We start from the raw sequence: 17547 nt of genomic DNA on the forward strand, positions 1-17547 counted from the left end.
GTGGTGTACGTCTCGTGAACCTGCAACTGTAACGTCCGCTTTACACTTCCCGGTAGTTCGAGGATACGGAGCCCGTCGTAACGGGCAAGAAGGGCGATGATGAATGACACATTGCCAACCCAGCCGGATCCGCAGGAGGAGGAACTTGCCAAAATCCTAGTACAGCGGGGACTCCTCAGCGAAGCCGACTTGAGTCGGATCAATCAGATGCAGCGTGGACAAACGGGTCCGGCGCCGCTTACCACTCTGCTGGTTAAATTGGGCCTGGTATCCGAGCGGGATATCGCCTCTCTGCTGTCTGAAGCGCTGCAGCTGCCCCTTGTATCCAAAGACCAGTTTCCCAAGGACCGGACACCGGACGAGCGGTTATCGCTCCGCTTCCTGCGTGAATATCAATTGCTGCCCCTGGAGCAGGAGGGGGATCGCCTGCCGGTGGCGATGGCCAATCCACTCGATCGCTATGCCTGTGAGGCGCTATCGCTGGCGCTCGACGTGGCGGTAGAGCCACGCGTCGCTTTGGGTTCGGATATTCTGCAGGCGCTGGATCAGCTCTATGGCGAGGGGCAGAGCCAGATGGGCGATATCCTCGCCGATGTGACACCGGGCGAGGAGCAGGAGGAGAGCGTCGAGGAGCTGCTGGACCTGGCCAGCGGCGCGCCGGTCATCCGCCTGGTTAACCTGATCATCCAACGTGCTGTGGAGGCGCGTGCTTCCGATATCCATATCGAGCCGTTCGAGAGCCGGCTCAAGGTGCGTTATCGTGTCGATGGCGTGCTGCAGGAGGGCGAGGCTCCGCCGGTGCAGCTGTCGCCGGCAGTCATCTCCCGCATCAAGATCATGGCACGACTCAATATTGCAGAGCGGCGATTACCTCAGGATGGGCGTATCGAACTGAGGGTTCAGGGCAAGGATCTGGATATTCGTGTCTCGACCGTGCCCACCATGCACGGCGAAAGCGTGGTGCTCAGGCTACTGAACCGTGAGAGTATCTCGTTCGATTTCCAGTCGCTGGGCTTCACCGATGCCTGCCGGGCTCAGCTCAACAATCTGCTGGCGATCCCCAACGGCATGATCCTGGTGACAGGTCCGACCGGTAGCGGTAAGACAACCACGCTTTACACCGCGCTTCACCAACTGAACACACCGCAACGCAAACTGATCACCGTCGAAGATCCGGTGGAGTACCAGCTCGAGGGGATCAACCAGATCCAGGTAAAGTCGTCCATCGGGCTAAGCTTCGCCAATGCCCTGCGCTCTATCGTGCGTCAGGACCCGGATGTGATCATGGTCGGTGAGATGCGCGATCTGGAAACCGCCCGCATCAGCATCCAGTCGGCACTGACCGGCCACCTGGTGCTCTCCACCCTGCATACCAACGACGCCGCCTCCAGTATCACCCGCATGCTGGAGATGGGGGTCGAGGACTACCTGCTGACCTCCACGCTGAATGCAGTGATCGCCCAGCGCCTGGTGCGCTTACTCTGTCCCCACTGCCGCGAGTCCTACGAACCCTTGCCCGAACTGGTGCGCGAAACCGGATTGCAGCGCTACGCCAGTGACGAGCCGATCCGTCTGTGGCGGGCGCCCGGTTGTAATCAGTGCCAGGGCACCGGCTTTTATGGCCGCCTGGTGATCCATGAACTCCTGCTGATGGACGATGAGATCCGCCGTCTTGCGCTCGATCACGCCGATGCCGGTCGTATACATGATGCCGCGCGCGCCAGTGGTATGCGCAGCATGTATGAAGATGGCTGTGCCAAGGCGTTGCAGGGACTGACCAACCTCGAAGAAGTCATTCGCGTGACTCAGGAGTGATGGTCTATGCCCCAGTTTATCTACCGCGCCGTTACCCAGGAGGGAGAAGAGCTCAAGGGGGAACTTGAGGCTCGTGACAGCCAAGGGGTGGTGCGTCAACTGCAGGGCAAGGGATTGATCCCTTTGCTGGTGGAGCCCGCCGGTGCGAAGTCAGACCTTGCCTCCTTCCTGAAGCTGGAGCCGGGGGGCAAGAGCAAACAGCAGCGGGTGTTGCAGTTCACTCAGGATCTGGCCGAACTGATGCGTGCAGGGCTCTCGTTGGATCGTGCCTTACAGATCATCTCCAAGGTTAACGAAGACCCGGAGCAGCGCGCGCTGCTCAAGAGAATAGAGGAGGGGGTACAGCGGGGACGCTCCCTGTCGCACGCGCTTAAAGAGCAGGATGGCCTGTTCTCTCCGTTTTACGTCAGCATGATTCACGCCGCCGAAACCGCCGGCAGCCTGGCCGAGGGGCTACGGGATATGGCGTTTTATCTGGAGCGCAGCCGAGCCCTGCGCGAGAAAGTACTGTCGGCTCTGCTCTATCCGATGATCCTGCTGTTTGTCGCGATTCTCTCCCTGGTGGTGATACTTACCTATGTTATTCCCCAATTTGAACAACTCTTTGCCGATATGGGCGAAGCCCTGCCGCTGCCCACCCGTGTGGTGATGGCGGTGGCCGATTTCGTGCGTCTGTTCGGACCGTGGATTCTGATCGCGCTGGTTGTGGCGGGACTGATGTTTCGCCAGCGCTTGAAGCAGGCCGAGGTGCGCTTACGTTGGGACGGGATGATTCTGCATCTGCCGCTGGTTGGCGGTCTGATCCAGCGCATGGAGACAGCACGTTTCAGTCGTAGCCTGGGCACGCTTTTGCATGGCGGTGTGCCGATGGTGAACGCCCTGCAAATTGCTCGCGGTACCCTGGTCAACCAGCATTTGGCATCCCTCGTCGCTCAGGTGACTGACGGCGTACGCGAAGGGCGTCGGCTCGGTGAGCCGTTGCAGGCCACCGGTGAGTTTCCGCCGCTGGCGATCCAGATGATTCAGGTGGGTGAAGAGACGGGACAGCTGGATGAGATGCTATTGAAGGTGGCGGAGCTATACGACCGCGAGGTGGGGCTGAATATCCAGCGGATGCTTACGATTCTGGAACCCCTGCTGATCGTCGGCCTCGGCCTGCTGATCGCGGGAATCATCATGTCGATCCTGGTGGCGATCATGTCGATTAACGAGCTGCCGCTTTAAGGCCCGCTCCGATGCCAAGAGTAGAGGGTGAGTATATGCAACACGAGAAAGTACAGAGGCGGCCAATACTTGGTTTCACGCTGCTCGAGCTGCTAGTGGTACTGGTGATTTTAGGTTTGCTGGCAAGTCTCGTCGGTCCCCAGGTGCTGCGCCATGTGGGTACGTCCAAGACCAAGACCGCCGCACTGCAGATTCAGGAACTCGGCGCGGCGCTGGACCTTTATCGGTTGGAGGTTGGGCGTTACCCCAGCACTCAGGAGGGGCTGGAAGCGTTGATACGCCAGCCATCAGGCGCCACCAACTGGAATGGTCCCTACCTGAGCAAGAACGTAATCCGTCAGGATCCCTGGGGTAACGACTATAACTACCGTGCTCCTGGTGAGCATGGCGAGTACGACCTCTATTCCCTTGGCGCCGATGGTCGGGAGGGGGGCGAGGGTGAAAACAGCGACGTATCGAACTGGGAGTGATAGCAGGCAACGCGGGATGACACTGCTGGAGCTGCTGGTGGTGCTGGTGATCGCCTCGCTGATGCTGGCACTGGTGGCGCCCAATATCGGCAACGTACTGCCCGGCAGCGAGTTGAAGGCCTTTGCCCGACAGAGCGCGGCGCTGCTAAGAGAGTTGAGGAGTGAAGCGGTAAGCCTCAGCCGGGTGCGGTCGTTGGTTCCAGACGACGAGTTGCAGGCATATCGTTCGGGCAATCAAGTACTTGTCTCCTGGCCTGAGGGTATAGAGGTGGTGATGCGTGAAGACGAGGAGTTCGACTTTCTGCGTTCGCCCTATAGCACTGAGCCAGCATTGCTGTTTTTTCCTGACGGCAGCAGCGGTGGGGGTGAACTCCGTATAACCAGGGAGGGCGCAACTGCTTATGTGATAGCAGTCGATGCATTGAGCGGGAGGGTGAGTATTCGTGGTCAGTAAACATCCTGTTCAACGCGGATTCACCCTTTTGGAGGTGCTGGTGGCCTTTGTGCTGCTGGCGATGATGCTGGGTGTTGTACTGAATCTGAACTCGCTGGCATTGGATACCACGAGAAGAGCTGCGCTCAAACAAGAAGCGCTGATGTTGGCGCAGTCGCAGATGGATCGCGTATTGGCCAACCCGAGATTAGAACAGGGACGTGAAACCGGGCGTTTTGAGGATGAACGGTTCGAGTGGGAGGTGCGGGTCAGGCAATTTGATTTCCCCGACTGGGAGCCGAGTGAGAATGAGACCCCGGTAGAGCCGTACGAGATAGAGGTCAGCGTGTTTTGGGGCCGCGACCAGTCGTTGACGTTGAACACACTCAGGCTGGTTACGCGGTTATGAAAAAGAGACGGAGCCAGGGTTTTACGCTGATAGAGCTACTGATAGCGCTGGTACTGACCGGCCTGGTCATGATGCTGCTGTTCAGCAGTTTGAGGATCGGCTCGCGCAGCTGGGATGCGGTGGACCGTCAGCAACAGCTATCGGAACAGTACCAGTTGCAGATGCTGCTGCGTCGGCTAGTTACTCAGGCCAGAAATGACCGGGTCAGCGATGCTAATGGAGTGATTCAGGTGGCTTTTAGGGGTGAGCGTCATCAGCTGGTGTTCATCGCGCCGCGGGAGCTGAGTGGCTCGGGCGACAATTTACTTTGGTATCGGCTCTACTTGGCCGAGGCAACTACTGAGAGGCCACAGGCGTTGATGTTGGAAACCAAGACGTACAGCAATACGGGGCTCGTCGATTGGGACCTGCTGTTCGATCCGTCCCCCCAGTTTGACGAACAGGGAGAGGAGATCAGCCCACCAAAACAGTATGAGTTACGTATTGTGGGAGAGGGCAGTTTGGAGTTTCGCTATCTGTCGTATGACGAAAGTCAGTTCGAACAGGAGACTGAACTCTGGGTTGAAGAGCCCAGGTTGCCAAACTTAGTGACCATAAAACTGGAAAATGACGCGTTAGCCCAGGAAGCCCGGGGGCTTGGTGATGGAGTAAGGATAGAGCCCCTGTCTGCTGCCTGGAATGAGCTGAGTGTTGCTCTTCAGGAGTACACCTATGGCGTACGGACGGATTGAGCGAGGCATTGGCTCGGCGCTCTCCTCTCAGCGGGGAGTGGTGCTGATTACGGTGCTTTGGGTGCTGATTCTGCTGAGCCTGATAGCCGGGAACCTGTCGCTTGCCGGCCGAGGCTTTGCAAGGCAAACGCAGAATATCGAGCAGAGCACGATTGCAACCCAAGCGGCGAATGGCGGGTTGGTGTGGGCATTATGGAGCCTGCAGCAGGACGAGCAGAACAGCTGGCTCGCGGATGGATCCGCGCATCGGATGAAGTTGGGGGAGGTGTGGGTGAACGTTGAGCTGTATGACGAAAGCGGCAAGCTCGATCTGAACGCTGCGCCGACGGAGTTGCTCGATGCTTTGCTGAAGCCAGTAGTCGAGGAGGATGGCCGCAGAGCCGCCTTGGTGGCGGCGATCGAGGATTGGCGGGATGAGGACGATCTCATTCGGCTCAACGGTGCTGAGGAGGAGGAATACCTGGCTGCGGGCCGCAAACAAGGGCCCGCCAATCGTTCGTTCGAGTCGGTTCGGGAGCTGTTGAGCGTACTGGGTATGGATCTGGAGATCTATCGGCAGGTGAGCTCAAACCTGACTGTTAGGAGCGGAGTACGCTCGATCAATCCCGTGGTCGCGTCGTTCGAGGTGCTGATGACGCTGCCCAATGCGAGTGAGGGCGTTGTTCAGGGTTATATCGATGATCGACGCAGTGCATGGAGCAACCGGCTACCGATGCCGGAGTTGCCGTTCGACGGCGCCCCCTACGTATCGGATACGCGCAGTGGGATATTTTTCACGGCCATAAGCAGCGCGACGATTGAGCCCTATACGCGGATACGAAATATCTACGAAATTACGCGCAGGGGCCAGGTTCCGAGTGTCGAGCTGGCTCCACCGCTGTTAGATGGAGATATGAGTCAGCCCGGTTCAGGAGAGTCTAGTGATGAAAAGTGAACCGTTTATGCGGATGAATAGCGGATGGCGTAGCCTGGTAGCCACCGTTAAAAGCTTCTGGCTCTGGTGGTCCGGTGAGCTGTCCGTACTCATGCCTGCGCAACTGAGTCGGAAGATGGAGGGCCGTGAGCGCATTCTGCATTTCTCATCCGGCAGTTTTGAAACCAAAGAGGGGGGGCAACTGCTGCGCATCCCGCTGGACCGCGCCGGATCCGATCCGACTTTAGCCACCTGGCGCACCCTGGACGCAGGCAAGATTGGACTGTTGGTCACCATCGATCCGAAAGATCTGTTACACAAGGTGATTTCCCTGCCGGCGGCTACGGAGAGTCGGCTGGATTCTGTTATCGGATTCGAGCTGGATCGTCACACCCCATTCAATGCCTCCCAGGCCAGTTTCGGCTACCGAATCGTTAAACATGATCGCACCGCCCAGCGTCTTGAGGTAGAGCTTTTCGTTCTGCCCAACACGGTTCTTGAGCGTATTAATGGGGCTCTGGAGGAAAGTGGCTTGCGGCCTTCGGCAATTCTGCCGGCAGTCTCTGTTGGTGATAACCGCGCGAGAAGCTCGCTCAACCTGTTGCCCGAGCATCAGCAGCCTAAGGCGCAGAGGCGAGCGCTGCTGCGCAGTCGCCCGGTGATCGTGGTCCTGCTTGTTTCTCTGGTGATCGCAGTACTGTTCTATCAGCGCGAGGAGCGTCTGGCCGAGCTGCAAGAGATGGCTGGGCCAAGGCAGGCGGTTGCAGAACAGGCTCAGACCGTACGTGAAGCGATCGAAGCACTGGAGTCGGGTGGCCGTTATCTATACGAACGCAAGACTGCGAGGCCAGCTACCCTGATCCTGCTCGATGAGCTAACCACCCTGCTACCCGATGATACCTGGTTAAGTCGCTTCGAACTCGAGGGTGATGAATTAAGGGTCCAGGGCGAGTCGACCAGCGCCTCAGGATTAATAGGTCTACTTGAGCAATCGCCGTTGTTCGAGCAGGTCAGTTTTACCTCACCGGTCACGATCAATCCTCGCTCGCAGAAAGAGAGATTCAGCCTTATGGCTAAGGTAGTCGGGGAGGAAACACCATGAAAAAGATGAATCCTCGGCAGAGCAGAATACTTGCGATTGCATTACTCATCGCCGTCGTGCTGCTGGTCGTACGTGTGTTCCTGGTTCCGCTCTGGGTGAGTTGGCAAGACTACGGCGCACGCATCAAGGCGCTGGAGAACAGATTGGTCGTTTACGAACGTCTGAGTGAGGGGCTGGAGGCCAGTCAAGCGAGGCTGATGGAGTTGCAAGCCAACCTGCCATCGGCGGACTGGTATTTGAATGAGTCGACGCCGGCGCTGGCGGCGGCCGGATTGCAGCAGCTTCTGCACCGCCAGGTCGGGTCGTCGGGCGGACAGGTGATCAGTACTCAGATTCTAAACAGCAATGAGGACTCACCTCTGCAGGCAGTATCCATTCAGGTGCATCTACGCGGCGAGTTGCGCGATCTGGTGGAGTTGCTTTACGCCCTGGAGTCGGGACGCCCAGTGTTACTGGTCGATAACCTGAGAATTCTATCGAATCCAAGACGGCAGGCTCGAAGCGCTAGACAAAACGAGTTGCGTGAGCGATTAGCGGCGATTCCCGCTCTCGATATGCGATTCGATCTCACCGGCTATGCAGGCAGGGAGTGAAGCGATGAACGTTTTCAAGTATTTGATCGCAGCCTGTCTCCTTACCCTGACGTGCAGCCTGGGGGCGGCAGAGGGTGACGAAGTGCCAACCCCTTCTGCAGACCAGAAAGCGGCTGCGCCAGTTCAAAAACTTGAACTGCCGGAGATGCCGCCCCGAGAAGCTTTCGAGGGCATCCTACAGCGGCCCCTGTTTGCCAGTGATCGCCGCCCCACCTCCACCGAAGAGGGGCGAGCCGCCATCTCAGCACGTGAGCTCAGGGAAACCTGGCGCCTCACCGGCATCATCATGGTCGGAAGTGACACCAAGGCGCTGTTGCAAGAGCGAGATGGTGAGCGGCATATGGTATTGAGCGTCGGCATGCCCTTGGACGACAGCTGGCTGCTGGAGGAGATCAGGGCTGATGCAGTCGTCATGGATTCGGGGGAGGAGCAAGTTCGCCTGGAACTGATTGAGCCCAGAGATAGAGCACCGGCCGAGCCGGAACAGAGTACTGCAGCAGAGGGGCAAAACGGCGACGGTGAAACTCGCCCGTTGGACCAGGGCGCCCAAGAGGCCGCCGAACGTCTGCGGCAGGACATTCAGACAACAAAGGATGAGCGCAATGAATAAGCACTTCAGAAGCCTGTGGCTTGCAGGCTGCATATTAGGCCTGAGTGCCTGCGCACTACAGAACTCACAAAATCCCAATGCGCTGGACAGCCTGCGACCGGGTGAATCGCCGACCCAGGCGACAATACCGGTGGGTGAAACTCTGGCCAATCAAAGGCGTTTGCGCCAGAGCTTGAGTGAGAACAGCTTTGCTTCGGAGGAGCTGCCAGCCACTAGTACCAAGATGGACGATGTCGAGCTTTACGGCGGTAACGGGGTTTTCCTGAATCTGGGCAGAAGTGCCGATGTACAGCCCATAGAAGGGGATATCACCTTCAACTTCCAGGACGCTGAAATCGGCGAGATCGTAAAGACTATCCTGGGCGACATCCTGCAAGTGAACTATATCCTCGATGACCGGGTCCGGGGGGCTGCCAATATGCAGACAACCCGTCCAATTACCCGCGATGCGCTGATACCGACGCTGGAAAAGCTGCTGCAGGTGAATGGAGCGGCGTTGGTGGACCAGGGCGACTTCTATGAAGTGGTTCCAATCGATAGCATCAACGGCGGGACCGTGAGTCTGAAGGCTAACCTAAGCGCCGATCGTGGTTATCAGCTGCTGGTGATACCTCTGCGTTACATCGGCGCTCAGGAGATGGTGAAGATACTGGAGCCGATGAAGCCCCAACAGGGGTTGCTGGAAGCGGACGAGCGACGCAATCTCATCACTTTAGCCGGCACTCAGGCCGAACTGATCAACCTGCGCGAAACGATCAAGGTGTTTGATGTGGACCAACTGCAGGGGATGTCGGTTGGGTTGTTCCGCTTACAGTCAGTGGACCCTGAACAACTGATGAGCGAACTGGAGGTGATCTTCGGCGATTCCGCTGAGGGACCACTCGCGGGAGTCGTGCGTTTCCTGCCGATCGAGCGGCTAAACGCGTTGCTGGTGCTCACGGCGCAGAAAAAGTACCTCACCGATGCCAGAGCCTGGATACGTCGTCTAGATCGTACCGAGGGCGCTCAGGGACTGGGCATGTATGTCTATTACGTGCAGAACGGACGAGCCGAAAGCATGGCGGAGATGTTAAGCAGTCTGTTCGAGGGGCAAAGACGCAGTCGCCAGGAAACTGAAGCCAATCAACCTGCCCAACCAAGCCAACCTGCAGCTGATGCTACAGAGGGACAGGGGGGGGGCGGCGTAATATCACGCAGTGAGGCCAGTCAGTCAGCTCCGGCAAACCTGGATGTGGGTGATGTCGATATCATCGCCGATAACGAGAACAATGCACTGCTGATCATGGCGTCGCCCACGGATTACGATAAGGTCTACCGCGCTATCCAGAAGCTGGATGTCTTGCCACTTCAGGTGCTGGTTGAGGCCACGATTGTTGAGGTATCACTGCAGGATGAGCTGCAGTATGGCCTGAACTGGTTCTTCAAGAGTCATCTGGGTAATTCGAGTAAGGGTATTGGAACGATTGGCAGTAGTCCGATTCAAACCGCGGCGGGCTTATCCGCAGATGCGGCCAGTGCGACTTTCGAGGTATTCAAGGCGGGACAAACACGGGCTCTGCTCAACCTGCTCGCTTCGGACTCGCGCTTGAATGTGGTGTCCTCACCCTCGCTGATGGTGTTGGACAACCATACGGCCGAGATCCGCGTCGGTGATCAGGTACCCATACGCACCTCATCCACCACCAACACCGCCAGTGATGATCTCAACACCACCAGTACTATTCAGTATCGGGATACCGGGGTGCTGCTGGAGGTCACTCCCAGGGTGAATGCCGGTGGCATGGTGGTACTCGATATCACTCAGGAGGTCAACGATGTGGCGGAAGACACCACCAGCTCCGATATCGACTCGCCGACTATTATCCAGCGGCGGATCAATACCAGTGTTGCCGTGCAGAGCGGTGAAACGCTGGTGCTGGGCGGACTGATCAAGGAGAACAAAACCAATGGTGGAGAGGGGGTGCCTTTCCTGCGTCATATGCCGGTAGTGGGCTGGGCCTTTGGCAGTCGGGGTAAAAGTGTGAATCGTACAGAGTTGGTGGTAATGATAACGCCGACGGCGGTCACCGATACTGCCGACGCCAGAGAAGTTACACGAGAGTATCGAAATAAACTGAGAGGTTTGGAATTGCCAAACCGTCCGTTGGACTCAAATGACAAACCGGTAAATTGATACAGTTGTTTGAAACGATTGAAAAAGTGACGGCGGAATGCGATCCCGCAGGCATCCATCGATAGCGCATCGATCCGCAGGAGGCGAGTTCGGTGCGCAAGCTGCTAAAGTTGGCGTAAACCATGCGTTACGCTGTTGATACAGCCGTTTATTGAAAAAATGATATTAGTTATCAATGGATTAGCTATCTCTTATCAGGTTGTAATCTAAAATGATTACAGTTTTAAGCCCTTCATCCTTTCCCTGTTTTATAAAACTCCTTTAAAAACAAATGACTAGCTAATGGGCATGCTCTTTGCGTGAAAAAGGGCACCCAACGGCTTTGGCGTTTGCATGCGCGTGACCAATTCCGGCTTGCCGGAGGCCTCTGGAGTCGGAGAGTCCAGGGTTTCTGCTCCTCGTATGCGAAATCCGTCATCCGTGTGTGTTCGGGATAGGCGTGCAGGACGCAGAATGAATCATCTGGATCGCTATCCCCCAATTCGATACCGGTCGGTTACAGGAGATCCTTGAGCCAAAGCCATGTGACCGGTTATCGGAGCACGCCCGGAGGCAAAACAAAATGGTTTCTCTCACAGCAGGGAAACCGAGGGAGGTGGGACATGAGAACGTCCTTATCTTTTCTAAAGGCGCCGTTCTTTCGAACGATGTCGTTCATAATGGGGGCTGTCTTTGCCGCGGGCCTTGTAATCATGTACACGGCATCCGCTGTGCATGATGACGGGCTGTTCGAGCTCGATGCAAATACGGTCGATATTGGTGCAGATCCAGGTGACGACTGGGACAGCATTTATGAAAATCATGATGGAGATGCGATTACTGTAGTGTTAAACCCCGCAAACTTTGCGAGTACGTTTAGCGACGACAACAATGCAGCTACTGATGGAATCGATAGAACCGTGTGGGCAGAAGGTTCTAAAGATTACAACCTGATGGCAGACAACGCCTGTACTTCTAAAAAGAATGTCGGGCCAAACTTCGACCTCGAATATACCTACACTTCTTTCTATGACATGGGAGGGGATTTGTGGGTTGCATTTGGTGCGGATCGAGACGCAGTCAACGGTACCAAGGGATTTGGCGTCTGGTTGGCACAGGAGGAGATGTTCTGTGACCCCGTTACCGGTGACTGGACTGGTGAGCGCACCATCGGTGACCTGTTGTTGGTGGCCGATTACAGTAACGGCGGGTTTGTGGCTACGATCAGAGGCTACCTCTGGGATCCGACGGCCGATAACAACCTGAACCTTATTTTCGACTCCAATACCGCAGACTGTACCTTACCCTCTGATGGCCATCACACCGCTAGCCCCTTTGCCTGTATGACGGTTAACGGGCCGAGAGGGGCCGAGACCGGAAATATCACCACTCCCTGGCGGGGTGACTTGATACCAGGCCAGTTTGCTGAAGGCGCAGCCAACATTACTCAGATTTTTGAGTTGTATGGCGGTGGAGAAGAACCCTGTTTTAATACCGTACTGACGGAATACAGAGCTTCTATCGAGAAGACCTCCGCTCTGCATGATTTCAGTGTTGAGAACGTAAACACCTGCGGCAAGATCATCATCGAGAAATCGACAGATCCCGATGGTGCAACTGATGACTTCAGCTTCGATGTGGAAGACTCAGAAAATGTCGACATCGTGACTCCGTTCATGCTGAAAGATGGCCAGAGCGAACACATCACCGATGTTCCTCCAGGAACCTATGCAGCGTATGAAACTGATCCGTCTCCTGTATGGGCACTGGATAATATCATCTGTCAGGATGATTATGATGAAGATGCGGTTCCGCCAGCTGGGGTGGATGGTGATTCATCAACAAACGGTGCAGCGACAATTGTGTTGTCTCGTAACGAGACCGTACATTGTCTGTTCGAGAACGTGAAGCAAGGCAAGATCATAGTCGATAAGGTCACGGTTCCTGCAGGCGACCCTCAAGAGTTTGTCTTTACGCCAAGCTACAACGGCGGAGCGACTTTCAACCTGGCGGATGCTACGACACCGAATGACTCGGGCTACCTGATGCCGGGCACCTACAGTGTCGCTGAAACAGTTCCTGAGGGTTGGGATCTGACCAGTGCAACCTGTGATGATGGCAGCTCGCCGGCTTCTATCGGTTTGGCTGCGGGTGAGGTGGTTACCTGTACCTTCACTAACACCAAGCGCGGTAAGATCATTGTCGACAAGGTGACTGATCCGAGTGGAGATCCGACACCGTTCACGTTCACACCGAGCTACAACGGTGGTGCTACCTTCCAACTGGCCGATGCCACAACGCCGAATGACTCCGGGTATCTTGTACCGGGCAGCTACAGCGTGACTGAAACCGTGCCGGCCGGATGGGATCTGACCAGTGCAACCTGTGACGATGGCAGTGCTCCTTCAGCTATCGGCTTGGATCCGGGTGAAATTGTGACCTGTACTTTCAACAACAGGGCACGAGCAAATATCCGTATCCTGAAGCTTTATACGGTTGCCGCACTGTTTGATGGTGATGTTGAGAACTTCGACTTCAGCTTCACACCAAGTGGCGAAGCCGCACAGTTGTTCGATCTCGATGCTACGGGTCAATCGCTTGACGGCGCTATTGTTCCTCCGACTTGTACGGGTGGCGCGTCTGACGACGATTGTGAAGTGTTTGCCAACGTGATTCCGGGTGTAGCCCACACTATTGCAGAGGTGGATCCGACCTTCCCGATCACCTTCTCTGAATATCAGTGTTCAGGTTCGAATTATGTGGCAGGCGGCAATGTTCGCGAAGTCGTTATCACGCCAGATCCGGGTGAAACAGTTACCTGTATCTACGTCAATACCAGACTGCAGCGTCCGGGTAATATCCTGATCCGTAAAGTGCTTGAGGGGCCGACAGGTACCGTTGCTTCGTTCGACTATGAACGGCTTGGCGGAACAGGTCCTAGTGCCACCGGTGGTACTGGCGCCAAGGTTATCCTGCCGTTCAGCCTGATGGCGGCTGCGGGTGATGATATCAATGTGGTATGTCCTGATACGACTGTTGATACCAGTCTGATCGATGCCTGCCATTACATCGATACAGTGGATGAAGGGACTTACAATATCCAAGAGATACTCGCTAATCTCGGTGCTCAAGTCTTCTTCAAGAGTCTGAGCTGCTATGAAGTCCAGGTACCGGATGAGTCGAACAACACTCAATCCTCCGTTGCTGCTGGCTCTAATGTAGCGAACATCTCGATTGAGGATGGTGAGACTGTCGTTTGTACTTATGTCAATGAGTACGTTCCGGGCGATGAAGGCTGTACTCCGGGCTTCTGGAAACAGGATCATCACCTCGGTCACTGGCTACCAACTGGCTATCTGCCGGATATGCTACTGGTTGATGTCTTTGACTTTACCGGCGCCCACAGCAAGGTTGCTGCGCTGTCAGGGTACACTATGCTTGAAGCCCTGAGCTTCCAAGGTGGTAATGATCCTGGTGGTAAAGCCGAGATCCTCTTGCGGGCCGCTGTGGCTGCCGTACTGAATGCGTCTCACCCGGATGTGGACTATGCGTACGGCTCAGCTGGAGACGTCATTGCAGCAGTGAACAACGCATTGAGCAGTGATCCTGATGTAATGCTGGCACTGGCCACTGATCTCGACAATGCCAATAACGGTGTGTTTATTGACAATGAGGGATCAGACTCCTGCCCGCTGTCTGGACAGTTGTTCCTGACAAATTAATGGGTGTGCTTTAGGAACGAAGCATTAAAAAGGGCGATGCCGCTGGCATCGCCCTTTTTTACGCGCTCCTTCGCGCTCCCTAATGTACCCTGATCAATCCTGCCCCTGCCTGGGCGTTATCCTGATATTCCCTGTGTTCCGTTATTTATTGCGGCCGTTACCCTTACCTGTACTAGAGCTGCCGCCCCCCGCCATTGCGATATTGACGTTGGCCGATGCAGTTGACTTGCCGTCACTGATTGTGTAGCTGAACGAATCACCATTCTTGAAGTTCTTGGCAGGTGTAAAGGTTACCGTCCCGTTGGCGTTGATCTTCACTGAACCCTTAGCGGCCTGGCTAACGCCGGTGATGGTCAAGGTATCGCCATCCGGGTCGTTATCGTTGGCCAGCACTGCAATCGTTACTGCACTATTGCCGTCACTCGAAGCGCTATCATCGACGGCAACGGGTGCCTGGTTGGTGCTCGTCGTCGCGGCGGTCACATTAACGCTCACGGTTGCGCTGTCGCTGCCGCCCTTGCCATCGGTCACCGTGTAACTGAAGCTCTCGATACCGGTAAAGCCAGTGGCTGGGGTGAAGGTAATGCTACCATTGCTATTAATCTTTGCCGTGCTGTTCACGCCGCTCACAGAGGAGATCGACAGAGCATCGCCATCCGCATCAGTGTCATTGGCCAGCACATTAATGGTCACTGCCGTATTTTCGCTTGTTGACGCACTGTCATTGTTGGCCACAGGCGCGGAATTGACGGTGCTTGGGTTATCGACAACGTAGGTCACAGTACCCGTTGCGCTATGGCTGGCATTGGCGGCCGCAATCGACAGGCTATAGAAACCATCCAGCGCGCTGCTGCTTGAGGTAACCGTGAGTTTGGCGCTGGCACTCTGACCCGGTGCCAGGTTTAACGACGTAGCGCTGAAGCTTGTCGCCCAACCACTCGGCTTGCTGGTGCTCAGTCCAAAACTGCTGCTACTGCATCCGTTGCTGTCGTTGTTGGTCAATGTAAGTGTGTAAGTTACGGCAGTGCCTGCCGCTACCCAGGGGCCCTGCGCAGGGCTAAGTGCCAGACTGGGTTGCGCCGGCACGCAGCCGACGGTGCCAGCTTGTACATTCTGAACACTTAGAGTAAGACCGCTGCTGTCACTGTTAATGGTGGTAATGCTCAAGCCTGAGGCTGGATCGGTGAAACGATCGCCCGGGACCAATGCACCATCCGTCAGATTGCCATAGGCGTCCGGGTTCATGTCCAGCAGATAGCTCTTGCCGGAGTACGATTCGTATCCAAAATGGATCAGCGCCCCGTCAGTCAGGTTTCCGCCGTAGCTGCTCAAAAGGCTATCGAACCCCGTCGGTTGACGAAACTCAGCATAGTAGTAGGCAGGGTCACCCCACATATTGCCGATGCCCCCATCGCCCTTATATATCTTCAATGCTTTGGGCAGGCTTCCGCTTTTCTCGAACGGTGAAATTTTATAGGTACCGTCTGAGGATACGGTCAGGATATCGCTGCCGCTTAACCAACCCAGACGCTCCTTCTGATGAGCGTTGAAGTGGGCGAAGGCGTTACCCATCTGGTCGGCAATGTCACCGTACTCTTTCGTGGTGCAGCTACCGCCGATTGAGCTGCTGCCACAGTTGATGGAGCTGGAATGGTTGAGTCCCAGATTATGGCCTAGCTCGTGAGCGATCGAGCCAGCTCCGGGCGAGCCGTTCAGATGCGCACGGGATGGCAGAGACGTCAAAGAACCGGCGCCTGACCAGGTGCATGAGTTGTTAGGGAATATAAAGATGTAGCGAGTGTATTGGGACAGGTTATTCTGTCTGCTCGCTGCGTTTAAAGCCGCATCTTGCCAGGCTTCGCTGTCACAGTTAGTGCCGGAATAGGGAATAGTGTACCAACCTAATACATCGGTATTGAACCAGGTCTGCTGATATGAGCCTTCCTGATAGAACTGATCCACTTTGGTCATGGTGTTCTGGATGCTTGCAACGGTCCACGGCTTGTTATTAGGGTCGTCCTGGAAGTTCACCAGAAATACCGCCGCTCGCTGCTCACCTTTGGTTGGCGTCAAATCGGACGCAGTGCCCGATAAGCCATTAAGGCTGTCAGCTGAGGAACCGTCACCTCCCAAGTATGCCCATACAATCGCATCTTCATCCGTACCGAGTGCGACCGCGCCATCACTGCCATATTCATTGTCTGAATTAGGAATCAGTACACCTCGGATTGCGACACTCTTACTGTTGCCGGGCGCATTGAGTGCTTCTGAGGAGTGGACCTCGAAGGTTTCACCAAAGGGAGTCTTTAGAAAACTGCGCAGTTTTACTGACTCATCCTTGTAGTGATAGTAAGTCTGATGCAGGTCGCCTTCCACTTCTAACTGCTGTTCCAGTGTCTGAACAACTTCAGCTGGCATGCCACGCTGCTTATCCTCCGGAATAGCGACGCGCAGCACTTCGGCCGGGTTGCTCTGCATCAGCTCAAGCAGGAACACGCGACGCTCTTCCGCTTTCGCGACCAGCTGTTCAAGTGCCTGGGATTTCTCGCTCCCCTGGGCCTTTTCCCAGCGCTTCTGCAGAGCGATCAACGCTTGAGTATGGTCATAGGCCTGCTGCCGTGCCTGGGCTACGTCCACGGCCGCATTCGCCGTACCATGGGCATGGTTTTCGGCGGAGAAGGCGGGGAGGGCGGTACAGCTCAGAGCTGTGGCAATGCCGGCAACTGCCAGCGATTGTACGAATGCGGGTCGGAACAGGCGCATTAGGTCTCTCCTGATACATAAAATTCAGCAAAGATCCTCTAGCGGCGAACCGTAGTGTCTCTACTTCGGCAGTCCGGCGATCCTCTCTATGTAAACATATGGTTACAAAACAGAGAGGACCCGTAACTTTGCGACGCCCGATTACTCGGGTTTAGCCATTTCGGTAGAGGATCGACACAAGTTAGTCAGTTGTATCTATGTCATTTACATAGGCAGTCTTCTGATTCTCACAACACTGAGCGAGTGGCGAAGCTTCAATCTTCTGACACAGTGAAGTCTTAAAAGTTAAGTTGTTATAATTATGGAATACAGATGTGACCGTATATTTGGCGTTTTGTTCGTTTCCATTAACAACTCAAATGTGAGGCGAATGTTAGCAAGGATGAGGTGTAAGGTTAAGAGCCTTGGGTGACTGGATGAATTGGCCGATGTGTCAACTTAATGATATTTATGCATCATTGAATTAACAGTAGGCTATATAATCCAGCTTAACTGTTAATCTAATGAAACAAAAAAGTCGGTTTTTAAGGGGGATTATTGGTTTTGTTTGTGTTTGACTACATCTTTTATAAGATTATGTTAAGCATATGCAACACTTCATATTTTATAT

Annotated in this window: 13 protein-coding genes and 1 riboswitch; of the genes, 12 read left to right on the forward strand and 1 reads right to left on the reverse strand. The window is 55.3% G+C overall.

The genetic code is table 11. From position 1 onward, the window contains the following. The first annotated feature begins 96 nt into the window (after nt 1–96). The 12 genes from gspE to IEX40_RS15340 all read left to right on the forward strand — a co-directional run bounded on the left by gspE (nt 97) and on the right by IEX40_RS15340 (nt 14174). Nucleotides 97–1815, forward strand: coding sequence for a type II secretion system ATPase GspE (gene gspE, locus IEX40_RS15285; protein ID WP_229680784.1), 1719 nt, complete (start codon nt 97–99; stop codon nt 1813–1815). Nucleotides 1816–1821: 6 nt separating this feature from the next. After that, nucleotides 1822–3039 carry a type II secretion system F family protein gene (locus IEX40_RS15290; protein WP_188749821.1) on the forward strand — a complete coding sequence of 406 codons (1218 nt, stop codon included), beginning with the start codon at nt 1822–1824 and terminating at the stop codon, nt 3037–3039. A 35-nt stretch (nt 3040–3074) separates the two neighbouring features. After that, nucleotides 3075–3509 carry a type II secretion system major pseudopilin GspG gene (gene gspG / locus IEX40_RS15295; RefSeq protein ID WP_188749823.1) on the forward strand — a complete coding sequence of 145 codons (435 nt, stop codon included), beginning with the start codon at nt 3075–3077 and terminating at the stop codon, nt 3507–3509. Continuing rightward, nucleotides 3457–3963 (forward strand): GspH/FimT family pseudopilin, encoded by a 507-nt coding sequence (locus IEX40_RS15300; protein WP_268235803.1) that lies wholly within the window; start codon nt 3457–3459, stop codon nt 3961–3963. Before gspG ends, IEX40_RS15300 begins: the two co-directional genes overlap by 53 nt. Next, nucleotides 3953–4351, forward strand: a complete 399-nt coding sequence (locus tag IEX40_RS15305) for a type IV pilus modification PilV family protein (RefSeq protein WP_188749827.1) — start codon at nt 3953–3955, stop codon at nt 4349–4351. The genes IEX40_RS15300 and IEX40_RS15305 overlap by 11 nt, the downstream gene beginning before the upstream one ends. Then, nucleotides 4348–5082, forward strand: coding sequence for a prepilin-type N-terminal cleavage/methylation domain-containing protein (locus tag IEX40_RS15310; protein WP_188749829.1), 735 nt, complete (start codon nt 4348–4350; stop codon nt 5080–5082). The genes IEX40_RS15305 and IEX40_RS15310 overlap by 4 nt, the downstream gene beginning before the upstream one ends. Continuing rightward, nucleotides 5063–6016: a type II secretion system minor pseudopilin gene (locus IEX40_RS15315; RefSeq protein ID WP_188749831.1), complete on the forward strand. Its 954-nt coding sequence runs from the start codon at nt 5063–5065 to the stop codon at nt 6014–6016. Before IEX40_RS15310 ends, IEX40_RS15315 begins: the two co-directional genes overlap by 20 nt. Continuing rightward, nucleotides 6006–7097 carry a PilN domain-containing protein gene (locus IEX40_RS15320; RefSeq protein ID WP_188749834.1) on the forward strand — a complete coding sequence of 364 codons (1092 nt, stop codon included), beginning with the start codon at nt 6006–6008 and terminating at the stop codon, nt 7095–7097. Before IEX40_RS15315 ends, IEX40_RS15320 begins: the two co-directional genes overlap by 11 nt. Beyond that, nucleotides 7094–7690: a type II secretion system protein GspM gene (gene gspM, locus IEX40_RS15325; RefSeq protein ID WP_188749836.1), complete on the forward strand. Its 597-nt coding sequence runs from the start codon at nt 7094–7096 to the stop codon at nt 7688–7690. The genes IEX40_RS15320 and gspM overlap by 4 nt, the downstream gene beginning before the upstream one ends. 4 nt (nt 7691–7694) lie before the next feature. Beyond that, nucleotides 7695–8300: a hypothetical protein gene (locus tag IEX40_RS15330; RefSeq protein WP_188749838.1), complete on the forward strand. Its 606-nt coding sequence runs from the start codon at nt 7695–7697 to the stop codon at nt 8298–8300. Further along, nucleotides 8293–10473 (forward strand): type II secretion system secretin GspD, encoded by a 2181-nt coding sequence (gene gspD / locus IEX40_RS15335; protein ID WP_188749840.1) that lies wholly within the window; start codon nt 8293–8295, stop codon nt 10471–10473. Before IEX40_RS15330 ends, gspD begins: the two co-directional genes overlap by 8 nt. Before the next feature lie 602 nt (nt 10474–11075). Beyond that, on the forward strand, nt 11076–14174 hold the full coding sequence (locus IEX40_RS15340; RefSeq protein ID WP_188749842.1) for an MSCRAMM family protein: 3099 nt from the start codon (nt 11076–11078) through the stop codon (nt 14172–14174). 141 nt (nt 14175–14315) lie between these two features. Here the strand turns inward: IEX40_RS15340 and IEX40_RS15345 are convergent, their stop codons facing one another. Further along, entirely contained in the window at nt 14316–16937 is a 2622-nt protein-coding gene (locus IEX40_RS15345; protein ID WP_188749844.1) for an Ig-like domain-containing protein, read from the reverse strand. A 64-nt stretch (nt 16938–17001) separates the two neighbouring features. Beyond that, nucleotides 17002–17104: riboswitch (cyclic di-GMP riboswitch) on the reverse strand. Between the last annotated feature and the right edge of the window lie 443 nt (nt 17105–17547).

Origin of the sequence: Marinobacterium zhoushanense (assembly GCF_014641945.1) — a bacterium.
GTDB lineage: Bacteria > Pseudomonadota > Gammaproteobacteria > Pseudomonadales > Balneatricaceae > Marinobacterium_D > Marinobacterium_D zhoushanense.